This is a genomic window from Streptomyces sp. NPDC057280, assembly GCF_042668605.1.
In the GTDB taxonomy this organism is placed as follows: Bacteria; Actinomycetota; Actinomycetes; order Streptomycetales; family Streptomycetaceae; genus Streptomyces.
This window is the reverse complement of the sequence record NZ_JBHUYR010000011.1, coordinates 195,122-214,828: the sequence shown is the minus strand read 5'-3', so window position 1 is coordinate 214,828 and position 19,707 is coordinate 195,122. Positions and strand designations below refer to the sequence as shown.

Below are 19,707 nucleotides of genomic sequence, written 5' to 3'. Positions count from 1 at the left end.
GGTTTCCCGGGCAGTAACCTGCGGCCCGCGTGCCGCAGTCAGCTTCGCGGCGGTCGTCAGGGCAGAAGACTGGCCAAAGGGGTCTGCGGATCGGACAGGGCCACGTCCGCCACGGAGACGCCGGACTCGACGAGGGCGCGGACGGAGTCGATGACGTTCCACACGTTCACACTCATGCCCGCCAGGACCCGGTCCCCGGACAACCAGAAGGCGACGAACCGCCGCTCGGCCAGGTTCCCGCGGAAGACGACGCGGTCGTAGCCGCCGGGCTCGGTGTACCCCGTGTACTCCATCCCGAGGTCGTACTGGTCGGTGTAGAAGTACGGCAGCCGGTTGTAAGCCGCCTCGCTGCCGAGCATGGCCTGCGCCGCCGTGCGGGGCTGGTGCAGGGCGTTGGCCCAGTGCTCCACACGCAGATGACGGCCGAGCCGAGGATGGTAGGCGTTGGCCACGTCCCCTGCGGCGTGCACGTCCGGGGCCGAGGTGCGCAGACGCTCGTCGGTGACGATGCCGTTGCGCACCTCCAGTCCGGCTGCCTCTGCGAGCCGGACGTTGGGGGTGATCCCGATGCCCACCACCACAGCGTCGGCGGGCAGCCGGGTTCCGTCGGCGAGTTGGACGCCGTCGGCGCGGGTGCCGTCACCGGTGATGCGCTCGACGGCGGCGTGGGGCCGCAGGACGACCCCATGGTCCCGGTGCAGGGCGGCGAAGACCTCGGCCGCCTCCCGGCCGAGCACCTTCAGCAACGGCAGCTCGGAGTGCTCCAGAACGGTCACCAACGCCCCGGCCGTCCGGGCTGCCGCAGCGGTCTCCAGACCGATCCAGCCGCCCCCGACGACCACGATCCGGGCGCCGGGAGTAAAAGCGGCCTTGAGCCGCTCGCTGTCCCCAACGCGGCGCAGATACAGCACGTTGTCCAGGTCCGCCCCAGGAACAGTCAGCCGGCGGGGGGACGATCCGGTCGCCAGGAGCAGCTTGGTGTAGGACATCCGGCGCCCGCCGGTGATCTCGACCTGGCGAGCGTGTGCGTCGACGGCCGTGACGCGCGTTCCGGTCATGAGGTCGACGTCGTGTTCGCGGTACCAGTTCTCGGAATGCACGAAGATGGACTCGCGGTCCTCCTTGCCGAGCAGGTACCCCTTGGACAGCGGCGGTCGGATGTAGGGGCGCTCCGCTTCGTCACCGACGACGACCAGCGGTCCGTCGTAGCCCTGTTGCCGGAGTTCCTCGGCGGCCTTGCCTGCGGCGAGGCCGCCGCCGACGATCACGAACCCGTTTTCTCGCGACATGATGTTCCCGTCTCTGCGCGCACCGGACACTGGTGTGCCCTGGTGCGGAGAGACCGTGACAACCCGCAGGTTGTGACACCGGCCCGCCCCGTGGAGGGAACGTGCGGGGCTGCGAAGGCAGGGCGGGGAGTGCGACGAGGGCGCGAAGGGCGTCCGCGGCCGAGGCGGCCCGCAGATCCGCGCCTCTCGTCGCTTGGCCGTGCGGGCTAGCGTCCGGTGCCCTGCGCCCAGTGCGCCGTGAGGGCGGCGGCCACCTCCGCGGGCCGCTCCAGCACTGTCCAGTGGTTGCAGTCGAGATGCAGGACGCGAGTGGCGCGCAGGGCGGCGCCGAGTTCGTCGCCGAACTCGATCTGGCAGGCCGGGTCGCGCTCACCCCAGAACACCAGTGCGGGTGCGGTGACGTCAGACAGGGCCGGTTCCCACTCCGTCCCCATGGTCACGGCGGACCGGTACAGCCGCAGGATGCTGTCCTTCATCGTGTCGTCCAGGTGCCGGACCATCTCCGCCACCGGTACGGCGGGCGCGTCGAAGCCGTTCACCAGCTCCTTCGCGAAGGACTCAGGGTGCAGCTCGGCCATGAACCGCTCGCCGGCGACGGGGTCCTGCCAGGTCTCGGCCAGCGGGTGCCAGACGTAGCGGGAACTGACGGGTCCGTTGCCGCCGGCCCAGGTTCGTACCAGGTCGGGGCGGAGGGAGGCGACGCGGGCGGTGAGGATGCAGCCCCAGTCGTGACCGACCAGGTCCACGGGCTCGCCGACCCGCTCCAGGCGTTCGACGAGCCAGTCCACGTACTCCTCCTTGCTGGAGCCGAAGCCGGTGGGGCGTGGGGTGCCGAATCCGGGCAGGTCCCAGGCCTCGACGTCGGAGCGGGTCAGGTGTCTGCGTACGCCGTCCCACACGCGGTGGGTGTCGGGAACGCCGTGGATGAGGATGGCGGGCATGGGCGGTACATCCCTCGAGGTAGGGGCCGCGGCGGGGATCCGGGGAGGCTGTGCGGCCGCGGCGGGCCGGAACGACGAGCATCATGTGCTGCGCCGGATGCATCTAACATAGTGGCACACAGTGTCACTGGTGTTCGCCGTGAGGCGGGGGGAGGACAGCCAGCAGGGGGAGATCCCACGCCAGGGGCCCGTGCTGTCGGTCCAGGGCCCGTATTTCCGTCACGGATGAGGCGCCGGACCTGTTGAGTGGGATACGCACGTGCCCTCGTCCCGTTCGCCTGCCCATTCGACGATCGCGCACCGCCGCGCACGTGCGAGAACGGCGGCCGTGTCAGCCTGCTGGTGCGCATCGTCCACCCGCTGCCCACCCAGACACTCGGGCGGCACGAGGACGGCTTGCCTATGGTGCCGAGGTTTTCTGGATGTGGCCGGTTTCCCAAGACGACATCGTCGCGGAGCTGGCCGGGCACGGCTTCGCCCCGGTGCCCGACGCGGGCAGTCCCGCGGTGCTGACCGTACAGCGCGCCTGGCAGCGACCCGTTGACGCGTCGGCACCCTCTGACATGCCAAACGCCGTTCCGGCGGCGGGCTCGGTGTCACAGGCGCGGGTTCTCACCTGTCTGTCCTTCCGCGGACCTCGCCCGGCCTTCCCCGGCCGTGGTCCGCTCCACCACCCGGCAGGCACACGGCGACGGCTCGCAGCGACTGATCGTCGTGACCAGCGACCGCAAGGATTCACCTATGTCGACCGTCGTCCCGTACGCAGCGCTGACCGGTGTCTACACCATCGACCCGGCGCGCAGCACCATCGGCTTCTCCGTCCGGCACGCCATGATCGCGAACGTGCACGGGCGGTTCGGCGTGTTCGAGGGGCTGGTCAAGCTGGACGGGTACCAACCCAGCCGCTCTGAGGCCTACTTGAGCGTCCAGACCGGCAGTATCGACACCAGCAGCCCTGACCGGGACACCCGTCTCGCGGGTGCTGACTTCCTCGACGCCGCCACCTATCCGCTGATGGTCTTCCGCTCCGCGGGCCTCGCCGATCGCGGAGACGGCCAGTTCCGTCTGACGGGACACCTCAGGATCAAGGACGTCGAACTCCCTCTCCACATCCACCTCGCCTTCGACGGGGCCACGCAGGACGAGAGCGGAGACCACCGAGTCGGCTTCTCCGGCACCGCCCTGGTGCGCCGCTCCGACTGGGGGCTCGGCTGGAACACGCCCGCCGAAACCGGCGGTGTCCTCATCAGCGACAAGGTCAGGCTCAGCTTCGACATCTCCGCTGTCCGTCTCTCCCGCGCGGATGCCGCATGACCGGCCTCGCGCCACAACACCGACCGCCCCGCGCGGTCCACGCCGGCAGCGATGCCGGTGCCCACAGATCGGTCCGCAACCGCGGCCGGATCGTACGTACGAAATGCAGGTGAGCCCCCCATGAATCATCAAGACACCACCGGCCAGGCCCGGTTCCGCTCGATCACGACGATCGAGGACCTGCGCGAGCACCTGCAGTGGGCCATCGAGCTGGAGCACGCCACGCTGCCGCCCTACCTCACAGCCCTCTATTCGCTCGACCCCGAACGGAACGCCCACGCCGTCGAAGTGGTCAGCAGCGTGTTCGTCGAGGAGATGATCCACCTCGCGCTGGTGGCGAACCTCCTGAACGCGGTCGGCGGGCAACCTCGCGTCGACACCCCGCGGATACTGTCACCGCATCCGCGGCCCATGCCGCACGCAGACCCCTCCATGCAGCTGTCCCTGCTGCCGTTCGGCGAGGAGGCGGTCGCGATGTTCCTCCGCCTCGAACAGCCGGCCCACCCGGGCGACCCGGCGGAGGGCGACGCCTACATGACGATCGGTCAGTTCTACGACGCGGTCGAGAAGGGTCTGCGGCACCTGTGCGCCGAGCTCGGCGAGGAACAGGTCTTCACCGGTGATCCCGCCCGTCAGGTGGCCGCAGGACCCTTCGGGCACACCGGCGGGCGGCTAAGCCCGGTCACCGATCTCGCCTCGGCGCTCGCCGCCTTGGAGGAGATCGTGGAGCAGGGTGAGGGCGCGGCGCGCGTCGACGTGTGGGACGGGGACATGGACATGTTCCACCCGCAGAGCAAGGCCGTCTCGCATTATTACCGCTTCCAGGAGCTCGCACAGGGCCGGCGCTACCAGCCGGGGGATACACCAGAGACGGGGCCCACCGGGGAGACGCTCACCGTGGACCCCGCCGGGGTGCGCCCGATGCGGCCCAACCCGCGGCTGGAGGACCATCCGGAGGGCAGTGCGATCCGCACGGCGCAGGAGGCGTTCAACATCGCGTACGGCAAGCTGCTGCAGCTTCTGGAGCAGGCGTTCAACGGCAATCCCGCGATGCTCGGGGTGTCGGTGGGCACGATGTACGCGCTCAAGGGGCAGGCACAGAGCCTGATGGCGATGCCCGACGGCGAGGGCCAGACCGCGGGGCCGACCTTCGACTACGTCGCTCCGGAAGATCGCGGCTGAACCGCGCACACATGCTGGCCCCCTGGACCGATGGTGCAGGGGGCCACGAACGTGAATGCGGCTTGGGGGATGCAGCATGCCTGCGCCCCCAAGCCGCGTTGCCCATGGGTCAGCGAACGGTCCGAGCTGCTGCCTCGATCACCCCGGCGACGTCGGCGGGGTGGGAGACACTCACGGCGTGCGATGCCCGTACGCGCGTGATGTGGGCGTGCGCGCGCTGTGCCATGAAGACTTGGGTCTGCGCCGGGATGTTGCGGTCCTGGGTGGCGACCACGGCCCAGGAGGGGACGTCCTTCCAGCCGGGCTCGGAGGCGTCGTCCGCCAGCGCGGCATTGGTGATCGGGCGCTGCGTGACGGCCATCAGGTCCGTGGTGTTGCGGGGGACATCAGCGGCGAACTGCAGCTGGAATTTGCTCGGGTCGATCGTCAGGTCCGCGTCGCGGGAGCCGTCCGGCAGGGTGACGGGCACCGAGCGAAGAGCGTCACCGAGGGTGCTGCCGGGGAACTTGCCCGCCAACTCGGCAGCGCTCTCTCCCTTTTCGGGGAGGAAGGCGGCGACGAACACCAGGGCCTTGACGTTGTCGGCGTCGTGGGCGGCGTCGCTGATCACCGAGCCGCCGTAGGAGTGTCCGGCCAGGACCACCGGGCCGTCGATGCCGGCCAGGACCTCCTTGAGGTAGGCGGCGTCGTTGTCCAGCCCACGCAGCGGGTTGGCCGCGGCGACGACGGGGTAGCCCTCGTGCCGCAGCCTCCCGATGACGCCGTTCCAGCTGGTGGAATCGGCGAACGCGCCGTGCACGAGCACGACCGTGGGCTTCTTCTCGCCGTCCGTCGCGGACGTGCTCCTGTCGGCGTGGGCGGGGGCGACCGCCGTGGCGATGAGGGCGGTGGCGACGGAGGCGGTGGCCAGCAGGGAGAGGGGGGTGCGGACCCGCTGGTAGGTGGAACTGCGGTTCATGGGAGGCCCTTTCGGGAAACGGTGTGTTGTCACCTTCAAGGACCGTGCGTGTGTCGCGAGTGTGACACTTTATATCTCTAGGTCTTTATTGCTCGTGAAGTCATGTTCGCCAGTAATTTCCCGGTACTGCTGGACGGTGGGCTTGAGGATCTGTGTTCCCTCGCCGTAGAAACCGCGACTGAGCCGCGCCCGCAGTCGGCGCACCCTTCCGTTCGCGTGGCCGTTTTTGTCGCGTTGTCCGGGATCGAGGGGCCCGTACTGCTCGTGCATCGTGAGGGCATGGCGTTCGTAGGGGTCGAGGGGCTGGTGCACCTCGATGTACCCGCCGTGCGGCAGACGCTTGATGACGCCGGTCTCGCGGCCGTACAGGACCTTGTCCCGATCACGGCGTTGCAGGCCCAGGGCGATGCGCTTGGTGACGAGGAACAGGGCGACCGGTACGGCGAACAGGGCGATGCGCACCGTCCAGGTGACCGTGTTGACAGACATGTGGAAGGTCACGGCGATGATGTCGTTCGCGGCGCCGAGCAGAGCCACCAGGTAGACGCCGAGCCATGCCACGCCGAACGCCGTGCGCACGGGCCGGTTGCGTGGCCGTTCCAGCAGGTGGTGTTCGCGGTCGTCGTCGGTGACCCAGCCCTCGATGAACGGGTAGGCGCCCATGACGAGGAAGAAGCCGAGGCCGGCTAGGAGAGGAATGAGATTGTCCAGGGCCAGGGTGTAGCCCCAGAAGTTCACCTCCCACCCGGGCATGACACGCAGCAGCCCGTCGGCGATGCCCATGTACCAGTCGGGCTGGGAACCCGCGGAGACCTGATCGGCGCGATAGGGGCCGAACTCCCAGACGGGGTTGATCTGAGCGATCGCCGCGATGGTGAAGATGACCCCGGCGACCAGGCAGAAATAGCCGCCCGCCTTGACGACATACACCTGCATCGGCAGGCCGACGACGTTTCGCTCCGTACGGCCGGGCCCCGGGTACTGGGTGTGCCGGTGGCGGTGCCCGAGGAAGCCGTGGAAGGCGACGAGCGCCAGCATCAGGGCCGGAATGATCAGGACGTGGATCAGGTGGAAGCGGGGCACCAGGTCGTGCCCGGGGAACTCGCCGCCGAACAGGAACATCGACAGGTAGGTGCCGACGATCGGTACCGACAGCAGTGTCCCGTTCACCACGGCGAGCCCGGTCCCCGACAGGAGGTCGCCGGGGAGGTCGTAGCCGGTCAAACCACCGAACATGCCGAGGACGAGCAGGGCGAAACCGGCCACCCAGTTCAGCTCGCGCGGCTTGCGGAAGGCGCCGGTGAAGAACACGCGCATCAGATGGGCCAGCAGGGCGGCGACGAAGATCAGCGCCGCCCAGTGGTGGGCCTGGCGGATGAGCAGGCCGCCTCGTACGTCGAAAGAGATGTGCATCGTCGAGTCGAACGCCTCGGACACCAACTGGCCGCGCAGGGGAGCGTAACTGCCGTTGTAGACGACCTCGTTCGACGACGGGTGGAAGTAGAACGTCAGATACACACCGGTGATGAGCAGCACGACGAAGCTGTAGAGACAGATCTCGCCCAGCAGGAACGACCAGTGCTCCGGACGGGCCCTCCGTGTGCCGGTCGTGATGGCGGGCCCCGTACCCATCCGCGTTCTCGCCCACTGGGCGAGTCTGTCACCGCTACGGCTGCCCGCCGTGGTGACCGGTTCGATTGAATCGCTCATGTCATTCCCACCATCAACACATCACCGGAAGCGCCTTGCGGCCGGGTCTGCGCAACGAAACGGTGCATGGCGGCGAACTGCCGCGCCGGGTTTCGTTGCCCTCATCGGAAAGGACCGAGAAAGTGGTGAAAATGTGACATGACATCGCAAGACACGATCACGACGAGATATCTTGATCAGGACGCTCTCGCGCCGACCCCCTCGACGTTCTTGCGCGCCGAGCGCCGTCGTGTCGCGCGGCGCTCGCTCTCCGTCGTGCCACCCCAGATGCCCTCGACCTGCCCGACGTCCAGCGCCCACTGCAGACAGCGCTCCCGCACGGGGCACCGGGCGCACACGGCCTTCGCCTCGTCGATCTGGACCAGCGTCAGACCCGCGGTGCCGATGGGGAAGAACAGATCGGGGTCGACATCCCGGCAAGCCGCTCTCTCGCGCCAACTCATGGCAGCGCCTCCTTACTCGTCGCGGATGCCTCTCATGCAACTGACCGTCCGGAGGGAGGCCCTGTGACATTCCATGGCGGAGAGCAACGATGTGAAAGAAACAGTGTGACACTAGGCACAATGTCTTGAGCGGGGTTCCGGGGGCGCCGCACCATCTGGGAGTTGTGAACGCCACACAGGGCCCGAGGCCCCTTCCCAGTCCAGCCGTCGATCCCCGGGACCCCCTCTCCCCGGGCACCCACACCCTCGTCGTCCGGCACGGTACGGCCGCCGTCGACCAGCGCTACCACGTCGCCGGAACCGGCCCGGTGTGCGTCGCCCACTCCGGAGGGCCGGGCATCGGCTGGGAGTACCTGCGCATGCCCGAGCTGGAGCACAGCATGACCGTCGTCTACCTCGAGCCGGTCGGCACGGGCGACTCGGGCCGGCTGCCCGACCCGCGCGACTACACCCTCGCCACCTACACCCACTTCCTGCACGCGGTGATCGAGCACCTGGGCGTCGCCGAGGTAGCCCTGCTGGGCCACTCCCACGGCGGATTCGTCGCCCAGCGCTACGCCCTCGACCACCCCGAGCGCCTGGCGTCCCTCGTCCTGTACGACACCTCACCCATGACGGGAGAGGAGTTCTGGGCGGCCGCCGTGGCCAACATGACCGGCTTCGTCCAGCGGCACGCCGACGAGCGGCCGGAAGTAGCCACCTACATCGTGGGTCTCACCACGCGACTCGACCGGTCCGACGACGCCGGCGCGACGAAGGTGCTGCGCACCATCTCCCCGGCCTACTTCCACGACTACTGGGGCCGCGAGGAGGAGTTCGCGGCCGGGCGGGCGTCCCTGCGTATGTTCGCGGCACCGGCCTGGGGCGCGGAGCCTCCGTTCGACGTCCGCGGGGAGCTGTCCCGGCTCGCCGTCCCGACGCTGGTCCTGGTCGGTGACGACGACTTCATCTGCGGGCCGCGCTGGGCACACATGCTGCACCGGCTCCTTCCCGACGCCCGGCTGGTGATCCTGGAGAAGACGGGCCATCTCGGGCACATCGAGCGTCCCGAGATGTTCACGGCGGCCGTACGCGACTTCCTCAGCGAATGACCGTACGGGCTTCGCTGTCGCCGGTGAGGAACTGCCGCAGGAGGGGATCCGTGTCCTGTGAGCCGAGATCGCGGACCGCGTCCCGGACGGCCTGTTCGTAGCGGGACGAGGTGCGGCGCAGTGCGGCGTGTCCCGCCGGGGCCAGCAGTATCTGCACGCCGCGCCGGTCGTGGTCGACGGCGCTCGAGATGATCAGGCCCTGTCGGCGCAGGCGGGCCATCAGCCTGCTTGTGGCGGACTGACTCAGGCCGAGCCTGGTGGCCACGTCCCCGAGCCGCAAGGGTTCGGCGTCCGCGGCGGAGTCGCCGCCCATGTGGCGCAGGGCCTGTACTTCGCTCACTCCGAACCCGGTCTCCTCGCGCAGCCGCCGTTCCACCGTCGCCTGGACGCGGCGGTGGAGGCGGTCGAGGGCGTCCCATCGGTCGGTCGCGCAGGACTGCGTGCGGTCGTCGGCGGAGCCGGTGCGTCCTTCGCACACCACGTCCCCGTGCGCCGTGCCGCTCATGCGGTGGCCTGGTGGGACGGCGCACCGTCGCGTGCGGCCGTTCCCTCGCCGGAGTACGGCGCGTCCTGGCCGGTCAGCACGTGCTCCAGATGGCCGAGGTCTCCGGTGCGGGCGGCGGTGAAGATCGCCTGGACGAGCCGTCGATGGGTGGCCGCGTCCACGTGCTGCCGGTGCCGCCGGTTGTTCAGTCGGTCCTGGGCGCGGGAGACCTGCTGCCGTGCGTTCCCCACGGACAGGTGGAGCAGGTCGCCGATCTGGGTGTACGAGTAGCCGAACGCCTCGCGCAGCACGTACGCCGCGCGCTGGTTGGGGGTCAGGGTCTGCAGAAGCAGCAGAACGGCATGCTCCACCGAGTCCTGGCGTTCTGCGAGGGCCTCCGGTGTCGTCCCGGTGTCCGTGGACTCCGGCAGCCAGGGGGTGGCACTGGACTCGCGGCGCCTGCGCGCCGACTGCAGCACGTTGATGGCGAGCCGGACAGTCGTGGTGCGGAGCAGCGCACCGGGGTCGGCGACGACGGTGCGATCCGTGCCTTGCCACCGCAGCCACGCCTCCTGGATGACGTCCTCGGCTTCGCCGGGATCTCGGAGAATCCGATTGGCGATCTTGAGCAGTCCTGGCCGGATGCGGCCGAACACGGAGGCCGCGTCGTTGAGTTCGACGGGCACGGCAGTGATGGACATCATCACCGGCTGGGGACTCTGCCGGATTGCGATCACAGATGTGTCCACGATCGGCTCCTCTGCTGGTTGGGGATCGGCGGCTTCCCTCACCGCCGACACCAACTTCGCGCCGACACGGGCACTGCCGCGCCCCTGATAGACCGTGGGGCACCCCGTGGTCGTACCGTGGCCACCACGTGGCCAGGGCCGCCAACCCCCTGGCCCACGGGCCCCCGGAGGGGCCTGTCATCCCCGGTCGCGCAGGCGCCTGGGGCCCGTCACCCCTGGTCCCGGGCGGCCCTGGGAGCCGTCGCCCCCTTGGGCCGTCACCCCGTGACCCCCCGCCCCGTGCCCACCACCCAGTGACCCCCCACCCCGTGACCCCCCACGCCTCGGGTCCCTGGCCGGGTCCGGACCTCGACAGGACCGGCCATGCGTGGTCCGGGGCGCACGGCGTGGCGGGGATGCCGTCGGTGCGGCCCGCGCGGGCTCCCGACGGGGCGCGGCGCAGCACGCGGATCGCCCGGCGTAACGATTCGCCCGGGGGTCAGGCGGGAGTCGCTGCACCGCCCGGCAGCACGGCGGCCAGCTGTTTGCGGGACCGGATCCCGAGCTTCGTGAACACCTTTCGCAGGTGCCACTCGATGGTGTGCGGGCTGAGGAACAGCTGCGCGCCGATCTCGAGGTTGGTCAGCCCTTCGCCGGCCAGCCGGGCGATCTGGGCCTCCTGGGGCGTGAGCGCCTCGTCGTGGCCGGTGGCGCGCCTGCGCACCGTCTCCCCGGCGGCCTCCAGCTCCCGGCGGGCGCGCTCGGCGAAGGCCTCCGCGCCCGCCCGGTCGAGGATCTCGTGGGCGCGGGCCAACTGGTCCCGGGCCTCGGCGCGGTGGTTCTCGCGGCTGAGCCACTCGCCGTACAGCAGCCGTGTGCGGGCGAGCGCCGTCCGCACCGGAGTGCTCTCCAGGCGGGCGATCGCCTCCCGGTACAGGGCGTCGGCCGTGCCCCCCTCACTGATCAGGGCACGGGCTGCCGCGGAGGTGCCCGTCGCCCAGGCCGTGCCGCTGGCCTCGCAGATGGCCGTGAGGCGGTCGGCGGCCTCGACGGCGAGGTCCCGCTGCCCGCTGCGGGCCGCCGCCTCCACCAGCTCGGGCAGGGAGGACAGGGCCAGCCCCAGTTCCTGCGGGTACTCGCAGCCCTTGGCGGCGGCGGCGCAGGCCTCCTCGTACCGCCCGAGGCCGTTGTACAGCACGGCCAGCGCCCACTGGGGAGCCGTGAGCGTCTTTCCCTCACCGCTGAGGGTCCGGTCACCGGTGATCGTCGCGATCGCCCGCAGGGTCTCGGTCTCGCGGCCGCGCCAGGGTTCGATCACCAACGCCCCGTAGTGTGCGAGGAAGTGGCTGCCGGTGGCCTCGCCGATCGTTACCGCCTCCGCGGCGAGCGAGTCAGCATCGTCCAGATCACCGGCGAAGACCCGGTTCGCCAGCCGCAGCAGGAGCGCCGAGGGCAGCACGGACAGCGTTCCGGTCTCCCGGGCCAGACGGACAAGCTTGGCCGACAGACCGCTCCAGCTGTCGAAATCCCACACGTTGTGGGCCATGCGGCAGGCGAACGGGAGCCAGCCCAGCGACTGCTCCGCGGTGAAGCCGCCGCACCGCAGCGTGCTCAGCGCATTGCGCAGAATCGGGGCGCCCGCCGCGTAGCCGTCCGTGGTGGCCACGGCCAGGCCGTCCAGGAAGAGGTCGGTGGGGCCCGGGTGAGCCGCCGGAGGCGCGGTGCGTGCGGCCCGGGCAACCTCCTCGAGGCCGGGGCCGCTGGACACGCGGCCCGCGGTGAGGGCCGCGTAGAACGCGTCCCGGTAGGTCTCCCGGGCGATGTCGGAGTCGAGCGGCTCGAACTCCCGGGCCGCCGTGAGCAGCAGCGGCACCGTGGCACCGGCACTGCGGGATCCGAAGGTGATCTGCCCGCGCAGCAGGCTGGCCTGGGCGTGCTGCAGAGGGTCGAGCGCGCCCATCTCGGCCACGTTGAGCAGCTCCAGCGCGGCGTCGAACGCTCCGGCGAGATACTTGGCCCGCGCCGCTGCCAGCGCTCTGCTGCGGCGGCGGGCGGGCTCGGGCGTCAGCTCGGCCGCTCGTTCGAGAAAGGCCGCCGACGCGGCGATGCCGCCACGCGCCTGCGCGCGTTCGGCCGAGCGGGCCAGTTCTTCCGCCACGGCCTCGTCGGGCTCCGCCGTGGCGCGGGCCAGGTGCCAGGCGCGGCGGTCGGGATCGGACCGCGCGTCCGTGGCCTCGGCCAGTGCCCTGTGCGCCTCCCGGCGCTCGGCCGGTCCTGCCGCGCGGTAGACGGCCGAGCGCACCAACGGGTGCCGGAACTGGACTCGCGTGCGCACTTCCAGCAGGTGCGCGGCCACCGCGGGGGAGGCCTCGCTCATGGACACGCCAAGAATGTCGGCGGCGCGGCGCAGCAACGAGACATCGCCGACGGGCTCGGCCGCCGCGAGCAGCAGCAGCCGCCGTGTCTGCGGGGGCAGTTCCTCGACACGCAGGCTGAAGTTGTGCTCGAGCCTGCCGACGACCGGCCCCATCGACGGTGAGGCGTAGCCGCCCGCCAGTTCGGCCGCGGAGGTGCTGCGGGGCAGCTCCAGCAAGGCCAGTGGATTGCCGCGCGCCTCGGCGAGAATCCTGCTGCGGACCGGCTCGTCGAACCGGCCGGGAAGCACCGAGGCCAGCATGGCGCGGGCCTCGGGCTCGCTCAGCCCGCCGAGAGTGAGTTCGGGCAGCCCCTGCAGGGCGCGTTCGCCGTCCGCCTCGCGGACGGCGAAGATCAGCCCCACGCGCTCCGCCATCAGGCGCCTGGCGACGAACCCGACGATCTGGGCCGAGACGCCGTCGAGCCACTGCACGTCGTCGATGAGACAGATCAGTGGCGTCTGCTCAGCGACATCGGCGAGCAGGCTGAGGACGGCCAGACCCACGAGGAACCGGTCCGGGGGAATGCCCGCGCTCAGCCCGAAGGCGGTCTCCAGGGCCGTCCGCTGCGGATCGGGGAGGTGCCCGAGGCGATCGAGGAAGGGCGCGCACAGCTGGTGCAGACCGCCGAAGGCCAGCTCCATCTCGGCCTCGACTCCCGCCGCGCGCACCACGGTGCAGTCCTCGGCGGTCTCGGCCACGTAGTCCAGCAGGGCGGACTTGCCGATACCGGCCTCGCCGCGCAGTACAAGGACCGCGCTGTGGCCGTCGCGCACCTTGGCCACCTGCCGGTCCAGCACCGTCCGCTCGCTCTGCCGCCCGTGCAGGAAGCCCGGTTTCTTGCCTTTCATGAACACCCCCGGCTGCGAGCGTATAGATCTGGTCTTCGGCCGCACAACTCATCTGCGGCGCTGGTCAGGTCGTCGGTGAGGCTCAGGGCAGTGGCGTCCCGCGGGGCCTTGGCCGAGCTGCAGGGGGGCCGGCCGGCGTGCGCTGCCGGACCTTCGGACAGGCGTGCGGCGTATCCACCGCACCGCAGTCGCGTCAGCGACTGTCCTCGAACGCCGCGGCCTCGACGATCTTCTTGACGGTGGTGAGGTAGCGGGCGGCGTCCGCGCCATCCACCAGCCGGTGGTCGTACGAGAGCGAGAGGTGGACCAGTTCGCGGACACCGATGAACTCCTCGTCGCCGTCCTGCACGACCGCCGGCCGTCTGACCGCGGCTCCCACGCCCAGGATCGCCGCCTGGTGCGGCGGGACGATGAGGGTGTCGAAGAGGGCGCCGCGTGCTCCGGTGTCGCAGACCGTGAAGGTGGCTCCGGCCACGTCCGCGGGCGTGAGCCGGCCGGCGAGGGTGTGAGAGGCGAGGGCGTGGACGGCACGGGCGATGCCGCTGACGGTGAGATCACCCGCGCCTCGCACCACCGGGGTCACCGGCCCCTGGTCGGTGTCGACCGTGATGCCGACGTTCTCGGTGTCGTAGTACGTGATCGAGGCGCCGCCCGTGTCGAGCCTGGCGTTGATGACGGGGTGCGCCTTGAGCGCCTGGGCGGCGGCCAGGACGAAGAACGGCATCGGTGTCAGGGCGAAGCCCTCGCGGGCCAGGAAGCTGTCCGCTGTTTGCCGCCACAGCCGCAGCAGGCCGGTGGCGTCGGCCTCGATGGTGGAGGTCAGCTGTGCCTGCTCCAGCAGCGCCTGCTTGAGGCTGTCGCCGACGGCCTTGCGCAGGCGGGGGACGGCGGAGGTGTGCCCGCGCAGGGCTGCGCTCGGCGGAGCCGTTGCCGCCGCCGGGATCGGGTGCGGAGCCGCATCGGCTGCGGGCGCGGATGCAGGCATCGGGACGGGCGCGGACACGGCGGGGGGTGCGGGTTGCGGCGTCGGCGCCGGTGCGAGCTGTGGAGCCGGTGGGCGCCGCTCGGGCGATGTGGCGGGCGGCTGCGCGAGCGGCGCAGGTGCGGGTGCTGGTTGCGGCGGGGTCGGGGCGGCGGTGGTCGCGGCCGCTGCCGGCGGTTCGGCGTCGGGCGGGCCGATGACGGCGAGCTCGGCACCCACCTCGACCGTCTCATCCTCGCCGACGACGATGGTCAGCAAGACGCCTGTGGCAGGCGCGGGGATCTCGGTGTCCACCTTGTCGGTGGACACCTCCAGCAGCGGTTCGTCCTCCTGAACGGGCTCGCCGGGCTGCTTCAGCCAGCGGGTCACGGTGCCCTCGGTGACGGACTCGCCGAGCGCGGGAAGGGTCACGGAGATCGTCATGGCGGCGTATGGCTCCTTCAGGTGTCCAGGCCGTAGTGCTTGCGGGCGCGGTCGACGGTGTCGAGGTCCACTTGTCCGGCCCGAGCCAGCCGGTCCAGGGCTGTCACGGTGATCGATTCGGCGTCCACGCGGAAGTAGCGCCGTACGTCCTCGCGGGTGTCGGACAGGCCGAATCCGTCCGTGCCCAGTGAGTAGTAGTCCTGCTCGATCCACTGGCCGATCTGGTCGGGGACCTGGCGCATCCAGTCGCTGACGGCCAGGACCGGACCCGGCGCACCTGCGAGCGACTCGGTCACGAAGGGCACGCGGGTCTCACCGCGCGTGCGGGCGGTGTCAGCGTCCATCGCGTTCCGGCGCAGCTCCGTCCAGGACGTCACCGACCAGACATCGGCGCGCACGTTCCAGTCGGCGGCGAGCAGTTCCTGCGCGCGCAGTGCCCAGTGGACGGCGGTGCCGGAGGCCAGGAGCTGCACCCGAGGGCCGGACACGGCGCGGTCGCCGGGCCGGAACGGGTACAGGCCGCGGACGATGCCCTCCTCGATGCCGGGCCACGCAGGAATGGGCGGCTGCGGCTTCGGCTCGTTGTAGACCGTGAGGTAGTAGAAGACGTTCTCGGGCCGCTCCCCGAACATCCGGCGCAGGCCGTCGCGGACGATGACCGCGATCTCGAAGGCGAAGGCCGGGTCGTAGCTGACGGCCGCCGGGTTGGTGGCGGCCAGGAGGTGCGAGTGGCCGTCGCCGTGTTGGAGACCTTCGCCGGTCATGGTGGTGCGTCCGGCGGTGCCGCCGACGACGAATCCGCGGCCCATCTGGTCGGCGAGGGCCCAGAACTGGTCGCCGGTGCGCTGGAAGCCGAACATCGCGTAGAAGATGTAGAACGGGATCATCGGCTCGCCGTGGGTGGCGTACGAGGTCGCGGCGGCGGTGAATTCAGCCATGGAACCGGCTTCGGTGATGCCCTCGATGAGGAGCTGCCCGGTCTCGCTCTCCCTGTAGTGCAGCAGCTGGTCGGCGTCGACGGGGTCGTAGGTCTGGCCCTGCGGCGAGTAGATGCCGGCCGTGGGGAACATCGACTCCATGCCGAAGGTACGGGCCTCGTCGGGGATGATCGGCACCCAGCGGGCGCCGGTACGGCCGTCCCGCATCAGGTCCTTCACCAGGCGGACCAACGCCATGGTGGTGGCGACCTCCTGAGGGCCGAAGCCCTTGAGCAGCGCCTCGAACGGCTGCGCGGCGGGCTCCGGCAGCGGCTTGGGGATCACGCGGCGCGCGGGGACGGAGCCGCCCAGTGCGGCGCGCCGCTCGTGCAGGTACCGCACCTCGGGCGAGTTCTCCCCGGGGTGCCAGAAGGGAACGACGTCACCGGCGAGGGCGCTGTCGGGGATGGGCAGGTCCAGCACGTCGCGCAGCTCGCGGAACTGCGCCATGGTCAGTTTCTTCATCTGGTGGTTGGCGTTTCGGGATTCGAACGCCGACCCGAGGGTGTGCCCCTTGACCGTCTGGGCGAGGATCACCGACGGTGCTCCCCGGTGTTCGACGGCGGCCCGGTAGGCGGCGTACACCTTCAACGGCTCATGTCCACCGCGGGAGTTCTCGAAGAGCTCCACCACCTGGGCGTCGCTCAGGGTGGCGGAGAGGGTGGACAGGGTGTCCCCGACGAAGAAGTTCTTGCGGATGTAGGCGGCGTCCCGCGCGGCGAAGGTCTGCATCTGGGCGTCGGGCTCCTCGCTGAGGCGGCGTACCAGGTCACCGGTCGTGTCCTGGGCCAGCAGCGGGTCCCAGGCCTCGCCCCACAGGGTCTTGACGACGTTCCAGCCCGCCCCGCGGAACCGGGTCTCCAGCTCCTGCACGATCTTGGAGTTGGATCGCACAGGTCCGTCGAGGCGCTGCAGGTTGCAGTTGATCACGAAGGTGAGGTTGTCCAGACCCTCACGGGAGGCCAGCGTCAGGGCTGCCGTGGCTTCGGGCTCGTCCGTCTCCCCGTCGCCGAGGAACGCCCACACTCGGGAGGCGGAGGTGTCCTTGATGCCGCGGGCCTGCAGATAGCGGTTGAAGCGTGCCTGGTAGACCGCGCCAAGAGGGCCGAGGCCCATGGACACGGTCGGGAACTCCCACAGCCACGGCAGCCGCCTGGGGTGCGGATAGGACGGGAGGCCGTGACCGCCGGCCTCGCGCCGGAAGCCGTCCAACTGCTGCTCGCTCAGGCGGCCTTCGAGGAACGCCCGGGCATAGATGCCCGGTGAGGCGTGCCCTTGGAGGAACAACTGGTCGCCCGAGCCGTCCTGTTCCTTGCCACGGAAAAAGTGGTTGAAGCCGATCTCGTACAGCCAGGCCGCCGACGCGTAGGTGGAGATGTGTCCGCCCAGGCCGAGCCGGGAGCCGCGGGTCACCATGGCCGCGGCGTTCCACCGGTTCAGGGCGGTGATCCTGGTTTCCATGGCGATGTCGCCGTCGAACATCGGCTGGGCGGCGGCCGGGATGGTGTTGACGTAGTCCGTGGTGAGCAGCCCCGGCACCCGCAGGCCGGCGCGGGCCGCGTACTCGTGCACGCGCCGGATCAGGTACACCGCCCGATCAGGTCCGGCGTTGCGTATGACGGCGTCGAGGGAGGCCTGCCACTCCGCGGTCTCCTCGCGGTCGCGGTCGGGAAGCTGGTCGAGCTCACTGCTCGGCGGGGACGCGGTAGGCCGGGACGAGTCACTCATGGGCGGCTTTCCTCAAGACGTAGGGCGAGGGTGCGGTGAGGGGTGCTGTGGGGCGTCGGTCGGTGCGGCGTAGGTGGATCAGCGGACTTCGAGGCATGGGCCAACGTGTGACGGCCGAGGTGGGAGTCCGGTCCGGGCAGCACCACGGGAGTCGGGGGCGACGTCGCCGGCCGCGGCCGGCCGCAGCACCAGCGGGGCCACGTGCAGCCCGTCCTCGTGCACGCCCGCGCGGGCGGCGCTCATCACAAACTCGAAGAACGGCGTGGTGCCCACCAGGGAGTACGGCAGTCCGGAACGGCGGACGAAGTCCTGCTGAGGGGCAGCAGTTGTGCCCCGTGGTTCCGCCGACGGGTAACCGCCCTCGAGCCGATCCGCTCCGTGGCGGCTGCAACGACGACTTTCATGCGGTCTCCTTTGCTGGGCGGGGCGGCCTGGCATGACGGCCGGAGGTGCTGAGAGAGCGGTGGCGAGGTCGGATGCGCCCGCGCACCCTGCCCTATAGACCGGACGAAAGGTGTTGTTGTGACAAGCTGCCCGATACGCGGACCTGGGCCGTCCCGACGGTGGATGCCCCGCGACCACGACCGCGGAGAGGACGCGGGCGCCGCGGGACACCGGAGGGGCGGACCTATTCCACGAAGTAGGAGTCGTGCCGGTCGAAGAACGCGGAGCGTTCCTCCTCCGAGGCATGCGCCAGTGTCGACACCTGCTCGAAGTACTCCTCGCGCGGCGCGCCCGGTGTGAACAGCAGGAGCATGTCCGCCGGCGCGTCGGAGTCGTTGCGGAAAGCGTGCAGCCCGCCTTGCGGCACGTGCACGAAGTCGCCCTTGCGGGCGTCCACCCACCGCACACCGTCGAAGATGCGCACGGTGCCGTCCAGGATGTAGAACGACTCCGAGATCCGCTTGTGGTAGTGCGTCTTCGGGCCGCCGGCCCGCGGCCTCATCTCGACGCGGTAGAGCCCGAACTCGCCGCGGGTGGTCGCAGTGGTGGCCAGGTAGTGGGTGGCGTCCTTGCCGGGCCCGCTCTCGCCGAGATCGGGCGGGGTGTCGGCAGGCCGGAACACTGCGCTGACCTCGCCGTCGTCTCCGAAGTACTTCTGTTCCGGGTAGGGGTACGACATGGTGTCTTCCTTTCTTGAGGCGGTCGGGTGGCTGTGCCCACCCGCACTCGATGTGACCGGTGGGCAGGACCCGATGTGACGTCGGCGTGGCGCCGGGCCGCGGTGCCACGTGGTCGGGTGTCAGCGGGTGAGGCAGTCGTGGCGGGGGTGCCCCCGGCGCAGGGCCCGTACGTCCCGAACCGCCGCGGCGAATGCCTCGGGGCGTTCCTGTGGAAGGTTGTGGCCGGCGTCCGCGACCTGCAGATGCAGGCGGGGGCCGGTGAAGTGGTGAGCGGTCGACGTCCCGTCGGTCGCCGGGAAGTTGCCGTCGGCGGTGCCGTCCAGGGTGACTGTGGGGACGGTGATCGGAGGAAGGCCTGCGAGACGGGCCTCCAGATCGGCGTACGCGTCCGCGCCGGGTGCCAGGCCGAGCCGGTGCCGGTAGGAGTGGATGACGACGTCGACGTAGTCCGGATTGGTGAAGGCCTCGGCGGCCCGCTCCAGTTCGGCTTCGCCGAAGGCCCACACGGGGGAGTTGCGTTTCCAGATGACTCGGGCGACGCCCCGTGGATCGGCTGCCAGTCCGGTGCGGCCGCGCTCGGTGAGGAAGTAGTAGAAGTACCAGAAACCCGCCTCCAGTTCGGGGGAGAGGGGGTTCATCGCGGCGTCGATGTCCTGGATCAGGTAGCCGTTGACGCAGACCAGGCCGAGGACCCGTTCGGGCCACAGCGCCGCGGCGACCGTCGCCGCGCGACCGCCCCAGTCGTAGCCGGCGAGGTAGGCCCGCTCGATGCCGAGGGCGTCCAGGAGCGCGATGACGTCAGTCCCCAGTGCCGCCTGCTGACCGGATCGGGGAAGAGAGTCGGACAGGAATCTGGTGGGGCCGTGCCCTCGCAGGTGGGGGACGATGACCCTGAATCCGTCTTCGGCCAGCAGCGGGGCCACGTCCACGTAACTGTGGATGTCGTAGGGGAAACCGTGCAGAAGGACGACGGTGTCGCCGTCGGGGGAGCCCGTCTCGTAGTAGGCGACTTCGAGCACGTCGGTCGTGACGCGTCGCAGTGGGGTGAGCAGGGGCAGGGCTGACATA

15 protein-coding genes are annotated in these 19,707 nt (G+C 70.4%); 3 read left to right on the top strand and 12 right to left on the bottom strand.

The window, feature by feature from the left end:
• Positions 1–56 precede the first annotated feature (56 nt).
• Both ACFUO4_RS39720 and ACFUO4_RS39715 read right to left on the bottom strand, forming a co-directional pair.
• Positions 57–1,289: an NAD(P)/FAD-dependent oxidoreductase gene (locus tag ACFUO4_RS39720; RefSeq protein WP_079305885.1), complete on the bottom strand. Its 1,233-nt coding sequence runs from the start codon at positions 1,287–1,289 to the stop codon at positions 57–59.
• Between the two features lie 206 nt (positions 1,290–1,495).
• Positions 1,496–2,230: an alpha/beta fold hydrolase gene (locus ACFUO4_RS39715; RefSeq protein WP_383494456.1), complete on the bottom strand. Its 735-nt coding sequence runs from the start codon at positions 2,228–2,230 to the stop codon at positions 1,496–1,498.
• A gap of 741 nt (positions 2,231–2,971) precedes the next feature.
• Here ACFUO4_RS39715 and ACFUO4_RS39710 point away from each other — a divergent pair.
• Both ACFUO4_RS39710 and ACFUO4_RS39705 read left to right on the top strand, forming a co-directional pair.
• Positions 2,972–3,544 (top strand): YceI family protein, encoded by a 573-nt coding sequence (locus tag ACFUO4_RS39710; protein WP_383494453.1) that lies wholly within the window; start codon positions 2,972–2,974, stop codon positions 3,542–3,544.
• A gap of 120 nt (positions 3,545–3,664) precedes the next feature.
• Entirely contained in the window at positions 3,665–4,726 is a 1,062-nt protein-coding gene (locus ACFUO4_RS39705; protein WP_383494450.1) for a ferritin-like protein, read from the top strand.
• Between the two features lie 109 nt (positions 4,727–4,835).
• Here ACFUO4_RS39705 and ACFUO4_RS39700 read toward each other — a convergent pair whose 3' ends face one another.
• From ACFUO4_RS39700 to ACFUO4_RS39690, 3 genes are all read right to left on the bottom strand, one after another.
• A complete protein-coding gene (locus ACFUO4_RS39700) occupies positions 4,836–5,684 on the bottom strand; it encodes an alpha/beta fold hydrolase (RefSeq protein ID WP_383494447.1) in 849 nt (282 codons plus the stop codon).
• A 69-nt stretch (positions 5,685–5,753) separates the two neighbouring features.
• On the bottom strand, positions 5,754–7,394 hold the full coding sequence (locus ACFUO4_RS39695; protein ID WP_383494444.1) for a cytochrome bc complex cytochrome b subunit: 1,641 nt from the start codon (positions 7,392–7,394) through the stop codon (positions 5,754–5,756).
• Positions 7,395–7,570: 176 nt separating this feature from the next.
• On the bottom strand, positions 7,571–7,837 hold the full coding sequence (locus ACFUO4_RS39690) for a WhiB family transcriptional regulator (protein WP_079305889.1): 267 nt from the start codon (positions 7,835–7,837) through the stop codon (positions 7,571–7,573).
• Between the two features lie 164 nt (positions 7,838–8,001).
• Here ACFUO4_RS39690 and ACFUO4_RS39685 point away from each other — a divergent pair, with 164 nt between their 5' ends.
• Positions 8,002–8,928, top strand: a complete 927-nt coding sequence (locus ACFUO4_RS39685; protein ID WP_383494441.1) for an alpha/beta fold hydrolase — start codon at positions 8,002–8,004, stop codon at positions 8,926–8,928.
• Here the strand turns inward: ACFUO4_RS39685 and ACFUO4_RS39680 are convergent.
• The 7 genes from ACFUO4_RS39680 to ACFUO4_RS39650 form a co-directional block, all read right to left on the bottom strand.
• Entirely contained in the window at positions 8,918–9,433 is a 516-nt protein-coding gene (locus ACFUO4_RS39680) for a MarR family winged helix-turn-helix transcriptional regulator (protein ID WP_383494438.1), read from the bottom strand. The genes ACFUO4_RS39685 and ACFUO4_RS39680 overlap by 11 nt on opposite strands.
• On the bottom strand, positions 9,430–10,161 hold the full coding sequence (locus ACFUO4_RS39675) for a sigma-70 family RNA polymerase sigma factor (protein ID WP_383494435.1): 732 nt from the start codon (positions 10,159–10,161) through the stop codon (positions 9,430–9,432). Before ACFUO4_RS39675 ends, ACFUO4_RS39680 begins: the two co-directional genes overlap by 4 nt.
• Before the next feature lie 478 nt (positions 10,162–10,639).
• Positions 10,640–13,405 carry an ATP-binding protein gene (locus ACFUO4_RS39670; protein ID WP_383494432.1) on the bottom strand — a complete coding sequence of 922 codons (2,766 nt, stop codon included), beginning with the start codon at positions 13,403–13,405 and terminating at the stop codon, positions 10,640–10,642.
• Between the two features lie 193 nt (positions 13,406–13,598).
• Positions 13,599–14,810: a 2-oxo acid dehydrogenase subunit E2 gene (locus tag ACFUO4_RS39665; protein WP_383494429.1), complete on the bottom strand. Its 1,212-nt coding sequence runs from the start codon at positions 14,808–14,810 to the stop codon at positions 13,599–13,601.
• 17 nt (positions 14,811–14,827) lie between these two features.
• Entirely contained in the window at positions 14,828–17,515 is a 2,688-nt protein-coding gene (gene aceE, locus ACFUO4_RS39660) for a pyruvate dehydrogenase (acetyl-transferring), homodimeric type (protein WP_383494426.1), read from the bottom strand.
• Between the two features lie 628 nt (positions 17,516–18,143).
• Entirely contained in the window at positions 18,144–18,638 is a 495-nt protein-coding gene (locus ACFUO4_RS39655) for a cupin domain-containing protein (RefSeq protein ID WP_361495098.1), read from the bottom strand.
• Positions 18,639–18,758: 120 nt separating this feature from the next.
• On the bottom strand, positions 18,759–19,706 hold the full coding sequence (locus ACFUO4_RS39650) for an alpha/beta fold hydrolase (protein ID WP_079305894.1): 948 nt from the start codon (positions 19,704–19,706) through the stop codon (positions 18,759–18,761).
• Between the last annotated feature and the right edge of the window lies 1 nt (position 19,707).

What these genes read in the sequence shown, in the direction of transcription:
- ACFUO4_RS39690 (WP_079305889.1), bottom strand. Translation starts at nt 7,837, where the DNA reads ATGAGTTGGCGCGAGAGAGCGGCTTGCCGGGATGTCGACCCCGATCTG.
- ACFUO4_RS39680 (WP_383494438.1), bottom strand. Translation starts at nt 9,433, where the DNA reads ATGAGCGGCACGGCGCACGGGGACGTGGTGTGCGAAGGACGCACCGGC.
- ACFUO4_RS39710 (WP_383494453.1), top strand. Translation starts at nt 2,972, where the DNA reads ATGTCGACCGTCGTCCCGTACGCAGCGCTGACCGGTGTCTACACCATC.
- ACFUO4_RS39695 (WP_383494444.1), bottom strand. Translation starts at nt 7,394, where the DNA reads ATGAGCGATTCAATCGAACCGGTCACCACGGCGGGCAGCCGTAGCGGT.
- ACFUO4_RS39700 (WP_383494447.1), bottom strand. Translation starts at nt 5,684, where the DNA reads ATGAACCGCAGTTCCACCTACCAGCGGGTCCGCACCCCCCTCTCCCTG.
- ACFUO4_RS39670 (WP_383494432.1), bottom strand. Translation starts at nt 13,405, where the DNA reads ATGAAAGGCAAGAAACCGGGCTTCCTGCACGGGCGGCAGAGCGAGCGG.
- ACFUO4_RS39715 (WP_383494456.1), bottom strand. Translation starts at nt 2,230, where the DNA reads ATGCCCGCCATCCTCATCCACGGCGTTCCCGACACCCACCGCGTGTGG.
- ACFUO4_RS39705 (WP_383494450.1), top strand. Translation starts at nt 3,665, where the DNA reads ATGAATCATCAAGACACCACCGGCCAGGCCCGGTTCCGCTCGATCACG.
- ACFUO4_RS39655 (WP_361495098.1), bottom strand. Translation starts at nt 18,638, where the DNA reads ATGTCGTACCCCTACCCGGAACAGAAGTACTTCGGAGACGACGGCGAG.
- aceE (WP_383494426.1), bottom strand. Translation starts at nt 17,515, where the DNA reads ATGAGTGACTCGTCCCGGCCTACCGCGTCCCCGCCGAGCAGTGAGCTC.
- ACFUO4_RS39650 (WP_079305894.1), bottom strand. Translation starts at nt 19,706, where the DNA reads ATGTCAGCCCTGCCCCTGCTCACCCCACTGCGACGCGTCACGACCGAC.
- ACFUO4_RS39665 (WP_383494429.1), bottom strand. Translation starts at nt 14,810, where the DNA reads ATGACGATCTCCGTGACCCTTCCCGCGCTCGGCGAGTCCGTCACCGAG.
- ACFUO4_RS39720 (WP_079305885.1), bottom strand. Translation starts at nt 1,289, where the DNA reads ATGTCGCGAGAAAACGGGTTCGTGATCGTCGGCGGCGGCCTCGCCGCA.